This window comes from Streptomyces sp. S3(2020) (assembly GCF_013044505.1).
Lineage (GTDB): Bacteria > Actinomycetota > Actinomycetes > Streptomycetales > Streptomycetaceae > Streptomyces.
In genome coordinates this window covers 1-10,512 of the sequence record NZ_JABERD010000280.1, presented here as the reverse complement: position 1 = coordinate 10,512, position 10,512 = coordinate 1, and the positions used below count along the sequence as shown (strand labels likewise).

The window sequence follows — 10,512 nt, the reverse complement described above, 5'->3', positions numbered from 1 at the left end:
CCCGCACCCCGCCCGCACCCACGCCGACACCCTGGCGTCGGACACGCCCCTCGTCCTGGTCGACCAGTTCGAGGAACTCTTCACCCTCTGCACGGACCCGGACGAACGCGCCCGCTTCCTGGACCTGCTCTTCGACGGCTCCCGCCGCCGGGTCGTGATCGCCGTACGCGCCGACTTCTACGGCCACCTCACCCGCCACCCGCGGCTGGCCGAAGCCGCCCAGGACGCCACGCTGCTCGTCGCCCCCATGGGCCCCGACGAACTGCGCGAGACCATCGTCCGGCCCGCCGCCCTCGGCGGTCTGGTGGTCGAACGCACGCTGACCGCACGGCTGTTGGACGACGTGGCCGACGAACCGGGCGCCCTCCCGCTGATGTCCCACGCCCTCCTGGAGACCTGGCGCCGCCGCCGCGGCCGCACCCTGACCGAAGCGGCCTACGAGGCGGCCGGCGGGATCCACGGAGCCATCGCCCGCACCGCGGAGGAGCTCTACGCCGGACTCACCCCCGCGCAGGCCGTCACCGCCCGGCGCATCCTGCTCCGACTGGTCACCCCGGGCCAGGGCACCCCGGACACCCGGCGCCCCGCCGACCGAGCCGAACTCACCGCCGGCGAAGGGGAGTCGAGCGCCGAAACCCACGACGCCGACGCCGACGCCGACACCGGCACCGGGACTGACACCGACCTCGTCCTCGAACGCCTCGCCCGCGCTCGCCTCATCACCCTCGACCACGGCACCGTCGACCTGGCCCACGAGGCACTCCTCACCGCCTGGCCCCGGCTGCGCACCTGGATCGACGAGGACCGCGAACGCCTGCGCGCCCAACGCCACCTCACCGAGGCCGCCCACACCTGGGCACTGCTCCACCGCGACCCGGACTCCCTGTACCGGGGTGTACGACTGGCCGGCGCCGAGGAGCACTTCGCGCGGAACGCCCGCGAACTCACCCCGCTGGAGCGGGAGTTCCTGGACCGCAGCACGGGCGCCCGGCACCGTGAGCGACGCCGGACCCGGACCCGCTACACCCTGCTCTGCGTCCTGGTGGCGCTCAGCCTCGTCGCGGGACTCGTGGCCTGGCAGCAGAACCGGTCCAGCGAACAGCGCCACACCGAGGCCGAGGCCCGCCGGATCGCCGGTGTGGCGGAGAGCCTGCGGATGTCCGACCCGGTCACGTCGATGCGGCTCAGCCTCGCCGCCTGGCGGGTCGCCGACCTGCCGGAGACCAGGTCGGCGCTGTCCGCGGCCGCCGCCCAGCACGAACAGCACGTCTTCACCGATCCGGACCGCGGCAAGCAGACCATGCGACGGCTCAGCGCCGACGGCCGCACCCTGCTCAGCCTGGGCGCGGACAGGGTGACCCGCTGGGACGTCGACGCCGAGCGACGCACCGCCCGGCTCCCCGGCCTCGGCGCCACCCTGCCGCAGGCGGGCTTCCCGCGCACGGACGCGGACTGGCTCCCCGTCTTCGAGGGCACCGCCATCGCCGTCCACGACCTCACCACCGGCCGCACCGGAGCGCCCCTGACCGACGCCGACGGCGGCGCGGAGATGAGCCCGAGCGGCCGCACCCTCGTCGTCTACGACGGGACACGCATCCAGCTCTGGGACGCACGGCCCAGGAAGCGGCTGCTGGAGATCGAGAACCCGGGATCCCTCAGCGAGGCCGGCACCCCGTGGGCCCGGCTCATGGCGGTCCGTAAGCAGCTGGAGCGCGAACGCCGTGCGACGGTGCTGACCGGCGAGGGCATGCCCGACGCGACGGTGAGCCCCGACGACCGGTACCTCGCCCTCTGCGTGCCCGGCCGCCGCCTCCAGCTGTGGGACGTGGCAGGGCAGCGCCAGATCACCGCCCCCTGGCTGCCCGAGGTCTCCGTGGGCACCTGCCTCCAGGAACAGATCACCTTCAGCCCCGACGGCACGCTGCTCGGGGTCATCGACGCCACCGGCTTCCGCGCCTGGCGGATCGACACCGGCCGACAGGTCGCCGCCGTGGAGTACACCAACCTGAAACTGGCCCGGTTCAGTGCGGACGGCACCTTCGTGGCCGCCTCGGACGGCGACGAGATCCTGGTCTGGCGCCTGATCACCCCCGTCTTCCCGGTCTTCCGGCACCGGCTCTCCGGCGAGGTCGTCAAGGAGATCCGCCTCGACGACCGCACCCTGCGCTACCTCGGCGGCGCCGAGGGCGTCTGGGGCCCCACCGTCCACACCGTGACCCTGGGCAGATCGACGACCTCCGACTGGGACACCACCCCGACCTACGCGGCACGGTTCAGCCCGGACGGCACCACCCTCGCCACGGTCCGCCCGGACCCCGACCGCCGGCACCTCCGCTTCCGTCTCCTCGACGCCCGCACCGGCCGCCGCCTCGCCGACCTCGGACGGCTGCCGTGCGAGCTCCCCCCGAACGACCCACCGCCCACCCACTGCACACTGACCCTGTCCTTCGACTCGACGGGCAGGACCCTCGCCTACGGGGTGGCGCACTACGTCACCGCCCGCACCCCGGAGCGGGTGCGGCTCTACGACATCCAGGACCGCCGGGTCACCACGACGCTCACCCCCGACGACCTCGGCCCGGCCCCGCTCGCCCACATCGCCTTCGGCCCGGACGACCGCTCCCTGCTCCTCACCGAGGAACCCGTCCCCGACACCGCCGCCACCCGCGTCTGGGACCTCGCACGCCGTACGACCACCGCCACCCTGTCCGGCACCTCCGGCGGCACCCTCCCGCACCCCGACGGCGATCTCCTCGTCACCACCGGCGGCGAGGCCTACCGGCTCCCCGCCGGCACCCGACTGCCCTCCACCGGCCTCCCCGGCGGCGGGACCGCCATGGCCTTCAGCCCGGACGGCGCCTACTTCGCGGTCGGGGACGGCTCCGGCCGGGTCGAGCTCTGGGACGGCCGGCTGAAGGGCCGGCTCGGCGTCCTGGCCGACCCCGACACCACCACCTACCAGTACGTCTCCGCGGTGGCCTTCTCCCCGGACGGACGCACCCTCGCGGTCGTCGGCGACGAGGGCACGCTCCATCTCTGGGACGTCGCCTCCCGCCGCCGGGTCGGAGCGCCGCTGCCCACCCCGGGCGACACCGTCGCAGCCCTGGCCTTCAGCCCCGACGGCACCCTCCTGTACGCGGCGGGCGACCACACCCCCGTGCAGACGTACGAGATCACACCGGAGGCCGCCGCCGACACCGTCTGCCGACGGGTCCGCGACGGCCTCTCACCCGAGGAGTGGCACCGCCAACTCCCCGACGTCCCCTACCGGGAGACCTGCGCGTCGACGTCCGCCGCCCGCACGAACGCCACCCGGTGACCGAACTGGATCTCGTAGTAGAGGTCCTTGCCGACCACGACCTCGTGCGAGTCCGTGGTGAAGGTGACCGCGTAGTAGTACTCGCCCGGCACCTTGTCACCGGCCACGTACTTCTGGCCCTCGAGGAGTCTGTACGGCAGCGGCGACACCGCCTGTGCGGGCACTCCCGCCGGGTACGCGGAGGCCTCGGGGTACGCGCGCCCATACACCGGGACGCTCTCCAGGCCGGCCTTGGGCGTCACCAGCAGGCCCTTCGCGCCCACCGCGGTCGGGGCCGTACCCGGGTTCTCGAACCAGGCCTTCTGCCCCAGGTACCAGATCGCCGTCCAGTCGCCGTCCCGTCCGGCGACCGCGTACTGCTGACCGGTGGAGACCCGTGAGGAGATGTCGTTCACCCCGGTGCCGGGCACCGTGCCCAGACCGATGTCCTTGATCAACGGGTAGGTCTCGCCGGGCCCCGAGTAGAGCCGCACCTCGCTCGAACCGTGCGCCGCGCACGGCTCGCCCTTGGTGACACAGCCTGTGTACTCCGGCTGGTTGGCCGCGTAGCCGGGCCGGATCGTCACCAGCGCGGCGTCCTTGCCGCCGGTGGCCTCGAACGGCCGGCCGAGCAGCTCGAAGTAGTGCCGCCAGTCCCAGAACGGACCGGGGTCGGTGTGCATGCCCCCGACGGTGGCCGTGGTCGGGCCCGGCACATTGTCGTGGCCGAGGATGTGCTGCCGGTCCAGCGGGATGTCGTACTTCTTGGCGAGGTACTTCACCAGCCGCGCCGACGAGCGGTACATCGCCTCCGTGTACCAGGCGTCCGGATCGGCCAGGAAGCCCTCGTGCTCAAGACCGATCGACTTGGCGTTGATGTACCAGTTGCCCGCGTGCCAGGCCACGTCCTTGGCCTTCACATGCTGGGCGATGTGGCCGTCGGTGGAGCGCAGCGTGTACTGCCACGAGACGTAGGTGGGGTCCTGCACCAGGTTGAGGACGCCCTCCCAGGTGCCTTCGGTGTCATGGACGACGATGTACTTGATGCCCTGCGCCTTCGGCCGGTCGCCCAGGTCGTGGTTGCCGTAGTCGTTGTCGCCGAACTCCTCGTACGGCGCCGGGATCCACTCGCAGGACACCGACTTCGGGCACTGGGTCTTCCCGGCGCCGAGCGTCCGCAGACCGGCCCGCTTCATGGGGGAGGTGTCGGGGGTGACGGCCGGCTGGGCCGCCAGGGCGACCAGTTGGCCGGCGTCCGTGGTGCGTTCCTCGCCGCTGCGGATCACGTCGTACACGTCGTCGGCGTACGCCGACGCGGTCGCGGTGTCGTCCGCGCCCGAGAAACGGGCCACCGCCGCGTACCAGTCCGCCGGGTCCTCGCTGAGCGGTTCACCCAGGTGCTGCTGCGCGTCCGCCAGGAGCGCGGCGCCGCCGGCGATGTTCGCCGCCGGATCGGTCCGCAGCGCCTCGGCGCTCAGACCGGTCAGCGCCGCCGCCTTCGGCAAGGTCGTGAGGCGGGCCGGGAACTCGGCCGGCGCCGGTACCTCGGGGTCGGGCAGCAGGGCCGCCCGGGCGCTGTCGCCGCGCGCGTCCTCCGTGCCCTCGCTGTGGTGCGGGGCCTCGGCGAGCGCGGTCCGGGCGTCGGTGAGGTGCATCGGGCCGTAACCGCCGGTCACACTCGGCGCCCCGGCGTGCGCGTCCCAGCGGGACTGGAGGTAGGAGACACCGAGGAGGACACTCTGCGGGACCTCGTACCTGGCGGCCGCCGAGGCGAACGCCAGCTGGAGGCCGTTCGCCGAGGTCCGCGCGCCGGAGGGGGCCGCGCCGAGCAGGGGCAGCAGCAGTGCCGCGGTGGCGACCGCGCCGAGGGCGGCCCGCGCGGGTCTGTGCCCGCGGGCGCTGGTCGGGTCGGATCCTCGCATTGCAGCCTCCTGGGACGGTCGGTCGCGATGAGCCGTGCGGGGCCGGGCGTGCGTCAGTGGTACCGGCTTGCCGACGATCCGTCAATCATGCCCAGGGGCAGGAGAATTCCCTTGTCAACCGGGGGTCCCGGGAGTTTCGCGGCGGCACCTTCCGGGCCTGCGGGGCGTCAGTGGCTTACACCAATGGGCCGGATGCGAAGGCCCGCGAGCGGGCGGACATACGAAGGTCCGCGGTGCGCCGCTGTCCCAGGGCGCACCGCGGACCGACGTCCCCGTCAGCGAGTGCCGACCGCCGCGCGTACGGCCCGTCGGGCCAGCTGGCAGTCGTCGTGCAGCCGCCTCAGCAGCAGCCGCTGTTCCTCGCCGGACGGCGCAGCACCTGGGTGGGCCACTCCCGGTGCCGCCGGGGTCGTGTCGTGCATCGAACGCTGCACGGCCGTCTCGTAGGTACGGATCTCACGGGTCAGTACGAGCATCAGGTTCACCAGGAAGGCGTCGCGCGAGGCCGGGCCCGCCGACTGCGCGATCTGGCTGATCTGACGACGGGCCACCGGCGCGTCCCCGAGCACCGACCACAGCGTCGCAAGGTCGTACCCCGGCAGATACCAGCCCGCGTGCTCCCAGTCCACCAGCACTGGACCGGCCGGTGACAGAAGGATGTTCGAGAGCAGTGCGTCGCCGTGGCAGAACTGACCCATGCCGTGCCGGCCCGAGGTCGCCGCGATCCCGTGCAGCAGCTTCTGCAGGTCACCCATGTCCCGGTCGGTGAGCAGCCCCAGCTCGTGGTACCGGGAGATACGGGCCGCGTAGTCCAGCGGGGCGTCGAAGGTGCCCGCCGGCGGCCGCCAGGCGTTCAGCCGGCAGATCGCACCGAGCGCCGCCCGGATGTCCGCCCGCGGCGGGGCCTCCGCCGGGTGCCGGTGCAGAGCCGCCACCCGTCCCGGCATCCGCTCGATCACCAGGGTGCAGTTGTCCGGGTCCGCCGCGATCAACCGGGGCACCCGCACGGGCGGGCGATGCCGGACGAACGAGCGGTATGCCGCTATCTCGTGCCGGATCCGCTCCGCCCATGCGGGGGAGTGGTCCAGTAAACACTTGGCGACGGCTGTGCTGCGCCCGGTCGTCCCCACCAGGAGGACGGAGCGTCCGCTGCGGCGCAGCACCTGAACCGGAGCGAACTCCGGACAGATCCGGTGCACCGACGCGATCGCCGTACGCAGCTGCGCGCCCTGAGGGCCGGACAAGTCGAGTCTCCCGCTCAGCGGTTGGGTGCCGAGCCCCGGAGCGCGCCGCGTCCTGCCGGCACCGAGCACGGGGGCCGCCGGGCGAGCGGGGTCGAGGTAGGGGCCGCTGCCCGCCGGGCGGGAGTGCAGCGACCGGGGCGGGGCGGACACGGAGGACGATGCTGCGTACATGGGCGAAACAGATCCCTTCGTGTGCCTGCTGTGCATGTCTGCGCAAGTGCGCTACCCGGCCCGACCGCCTGGAGGTGCACCCTGGGGAATGCACCCGTCATATGGCAGCGGCCGGGTCGGGGTGGCGCGTTCCTACCTGACACCCGTCGCCCAGTGGCACACCATCTGGCGCACCCTGGCGAACCCTGGCGAATAGTCGCCCGGCAACTCTCACCGGGCTACTGTCAACTCAGCCGAGAACCTGGGGGCTTGACGTGAGCGGACATCCCAACACCCGACTCTCGGACCTGTTCGGCCTGGCCGGCTGGTCCAAGGGTGAACTCGCGAGGCTGGTCAACCGGCAGGCGGCGGCCATGGGCCACCCCCAGCTGTCGACCGACACCTCACGGGTGCGGCGTTGGATCGACATGGGAGAGATCCCGCGCGATCCGGTGCCCCGTGTGCTGGCTGCCCTGTTCACCGAGCGTCTCGGCCGTGTCGTGACCATCGAGGACCTCGGTCTGGTCCGGCACGGGCGTACGGGGAAACGGCAGGACGCCGGGAGTGCGGAACATCCCGACGGTGTGCCGTGGGCGCCCGAGCGGACCGCGGCGGTCCTCACCGAATTCACGGGAATGGACCTCATGCTCAACCGACGCGGCTTGGTGGGTGCGGGTGTCGCGCTCACCGCAGGATCCGCACTCAGCAGCGCCATGCACGACTGGCTGCACTCCGACCCGGCCCTGACGGCCGACGCTCCCCGCTTCGACGATCCACTGCACGCCGACCCCGCTGGGTTCGACCGTTACGAGGCCGCCCCCATCGGATCGCAGGAGATCGAGGAACTGGAGCGTTCCGTCGAGGTGTTCCGGGCGTGGGACGCGGCCCGCGGCGGCGGGCTCCAGCGCAAGGCGGTCGTAGGCCAACTCAACGAGGTGGGCGGCATGCTCGCCTACCGACACCCCGAACATCTCCAGCGGCGCCTGTGGGGTGTCGCCGCCAACCTCGCCGTCCTCGCGGGCTGGATGTCGCATGACGTCGGCCTGGAACCCACGGCCCAGAAGTACTTCGTCATCGCCGCCCATGCGGCCCGTGAGGGCGGCGACCGGCCCCGCGCCGGGGAGGCGCTCTCCCGAGCGGCTCGCCAGATGGTGCACCTGGGCCGGCCCGACGACGCACTCGACCTGATGAAGCTCGCCCAGTCCGGCTCCGGAGAACAGGTGCTGCCGCGCACCAGGGCGATGCTCTACACCATCGAGGCCTGGGCGCAGGCGTCGATGGGCAAGGGGCAGGCGATGCGCCGCACCCTCGGACAGGCGGAGGACCTCTTCGTCTCGGAGAAGGGCGACGTGCCACCGCCGAGCTGGATGCAGACCTTCAAGGAAGAGGATCTGTACGGCATGCAGGCCCTGGCGTACCGCACGCTGGCGGAGCACGAGCCGACGGCCGCCGCACACGCCCAGCACTACGCGGAGAAGGCCCTGGCCCTGCGGGTCGACGGGCGGCAGCGGTCGAAGATCTTCGACTTCCTGTCGATGGCCTCGGCCTGCTTCATCGCGGACGACCCGGAACAGGCGGACCGCTACGCCAGGCTGGCCCTGGTGTCGATGGGGTCCAACTCCTCGCACCGCACCTGGGACCGGCTGCGCCAGATGTACCGGCTCACCGCCGAGTACTCCAGCTACCCGAGGATCTACGAGCTGAGGGAGGAGATCAAGCTGGCCCTGCCGAGGACGGCCAAGGGCGGCAGCAGCGCACGGGCATAGGGGGCTTGTGCGCGGCGGTAGTCGATCTCAGCTTGTCACCTTGGCGATGAGCACGCAGGCGTCGTCCTCGCGCTCGGTCTCGCCGAACTCCTCCACGACCATCCGCGCACAGTCCTGCGCGGTGCGCGCCTCGTCGAAGCGCGGGGCCAGGCCGAGGAGAAGATTCACGGCCTCCGTGCTGTCGTGCCCGGGCACCAGCCCGTCGGTGTGCAGCAGGAGCAGGTCGCCGACCGCGAGAGGCTCTTCGGCCTGCTCGTAGGAGGCACCCGAGGTCGCGCCGAGCAGGACGCCGTCCGGTGCGCTCAGCCTGCGCCCCGTCCCGTCGCGGAACAGCAGCGGGGCGGGGTGTCCGGCCTGCGCCCAGGCGAGCGTACGGGTCTCGGGCCGGTAGCGGCAGCAGATCGCGCTGCCGAGCGCGGGTTGCACGGTGGCGTCGAGTAACTGGTTGAGCCAGGACAGCAGTTGTCCCGGCTGGGTGCCCGCCATGGCCATGCCGCGCACGGCGCCCAGCAGGGTCGCCATGCCCGAGGTCACGGCGACGCCGTGGCCGGTGAGATCGCCGACGCTGAGCAGCATGTCGCCGTCGGCGAGTTCGAGCGCGTCGTACCAGTCGCCGCCGATCAACGCGCTTGTCGAGGACGGCAGACAGTGCGCCGCCAGATCCAGGGTCTCGGGGCCGCGTCGCGGGAGCCGCAGGGAGCCGCGCCACGGCGGCAGCACAGCCTCCTGCAGCTCGACCGCGAGCCGGTGCTCGGTCTGCGCGCGGTGCTGGTGGCGCTGGAGCGAGTCACGGGTCTCGCTCACCACCCGTTGGCTGCGGCGCAGTTCACTGACGTCCCGCAGCACGGCCCACATGGACGCGGTGCTGCCGTCGGCGTCGAGCACGGGCTCGCCCATCATGTGCACGGTGCGCACGGCGCCGTCCGTGCGCAGCACCCGGAACTCCCCGTCGATCGGCTTGGCGTCGACGAGGCAGTCCGTGACCATCGACGTCAGCAGCGGCCGGTCCTCGTCGAGCACCAGGGACGGCAGTTCGTCGAGGGTGAGCGGGGGAGTGGCCGGGTCGCGGCCCAGTATCTGGTAGAGCTCACCGGACCAACTGGCCTCGTCCGTCAGCAGGTTCCACTCCGCGCTGCCGACCCTGCTGAGCAGGGAGTCGCGCCGGGGAGCGGTCGGCGCGGTCGGGGTGACGGGTGCCGGCTCGACCGGTGCGGGCGCGGGTGGGCCTTCCCGCAACTGGGCCAAGTGCCCGTCGAGGTCGTTGAGTTGGTGCAGTGCCAGGTTGTACAGCGCACGCTGCCAGCGTCCCTGCGGGTCCGATCCGTCGTCCTGGGCGTCCCGTCGTACGGCGTCCACGTCGCCCTTGAGCCGTCGCGTCTGCGATATGAGCGCGTCGACCGAGCCGCCACCTGGCGGCTGGGCGGGTGGGCGGTCCGCAGAGAGATGGGACGGCATGACGCGCTCCGATGCGGGGAGTTACGGCCAAGGCTGGCGGAGGGACCGTTACGACTGTGGCACAGCCCGCGACGCCCTGTAAGGGATTTGGCAACACACGATCCGGTGGTGCTTCTGGCATATGCCACAGTCTTCACGGAGGGGTTTCCCCGTGCGATCGGTGTACGTCGCCCGATGGGGCAAGTCGTAGTCAGCGTACGTGAGTTGACGTACCGTCCGGGCCTCCGAGTCGGCATTCATCTATGTGTTCGACGGCTCCGTGTTCTATGAGGTGTAGCAGATGAGGATCGGGTCCGGCCAGGGCTCGGGCGTGAGGGTCTCGGCCGGGGCGGCCGGCTCGGACTCGGGCCGTGGTGATGTGATGCAGGTCACATCAATTGATGCGGGCTTCGGCGTAATGCAAACGGCACTTGCGAGGTCGTACAGACATCGGCAATCCGGCCGACCTCCGACCCGCAGTGGGGACCGATCATGGACACCAACCTCGAGCAGCTCGCCCACGGACGCCTGATCACCGCCGACGAGCAGGAACTGCCCATCCCCACGACGCTGCGTTACACCTCCGCGGATCCGCTCGCGGTGCACCTCGACTTCCCGCCCGAGGTCGCGCTCGACGGGGAGGTGGTGAGCTGGACCTTCGCCCGTTCCCTTCTGGAGGCGGGGCTGCGGGGCCCGGC

Annotated in this window: 6 protein-coding genes; 3 read left to right on the top strand and 3 right to left on the bottom strand. The window is 72.1% G+C overall.

Annotated features, from left to right (window positions below; all coding sequences use genetic code 11):
- A partial coding sequence (locus tag HLK59_RS52185; protein ID WP_171147368.1) for a WD40 repeat domain-containing protein occupies nt 1-3,319 on the top strand: 3,319 nt, incomplete at its 5' end.
- On the opposite strand, the gene HLK59_RS44475 is transcribed toward HLK59_RS52185, so the two are convergent.
- Both HLK59_RS44475 and HLK59_RS44470 read right to left on the bottom strand, forming a co-directional pair.
- Nucleotides 3,265-5,220, bottom strand: a complete 1,956-nt coding sequence (locus HLK59_RS44475) for an N-acetylmuramoyl-L-alanine amidase (RefSeq protein ID WP_171147367.1) — start codon at nt 5,218-5,220, stop codon at nt 3,265-3,267. The genes HLK59_RS52185 and HLK59_RS44475 overlap by 55 nt on opposite strands.
- Before the next feature lie 275 nt (nt 5,221-5,495).
- Nucleotides 5,496-6,635: an aminoglycoside phosphotransferase family protein gene (locus HLK59_RS44470; protein WP_171147366.1), complete on the bottom strand. Its 1,140-nt coding sequence runs from the start codon at nt 6,633-6,635 to the stop codon at nt 5,496-5,498.
- A gap of 254 nt (nt 6,636-6,889) precedes the next feature.
- On the opposite strand from HLK59_RS44470, the gene HLK59_RS44465 reads away from it, so the two are divergent.
- Entirely contained in the window at nt 6,890-8,380 is a 1,491-nt protein-coding gene (locus HLK59_RS44465) for a hypothetical protein (RefSeq protein WP_171147365.1), read from the top strand.
- A 27-nt stretch (nt 8,381-8,407) separates the two neighbouring features.
- On the opposite strand, the gene HLK59_RS44460 is transcribed toward HLK59_RS44465, so the two are convergent.
- A complete protein-coding gene (locus tag HLK59_RS44460; RefSeq protein ID WP_171147364.1) occupies nt 8,408-9,835 on the bottom strand; it encodes a SpoIIE family protein phosphatase in 1,428 nt (475 codons plus the stop codon).
- A 471-nt stretch (nt 9,836-10,306) separates the two neighbouring features.
- Here HLK59_RS44460 and HLK59_RS44455 point away from each other — a divergent pair.
- Nucleotides 10,307-10,512 (top strand): SsgA family sporulation/cell division regulator (locus HLK59_RS44455; RefSeq protein ID WP_171147363.1); only part of this gene is annotated, 206 nt, incomplete at its 3' end.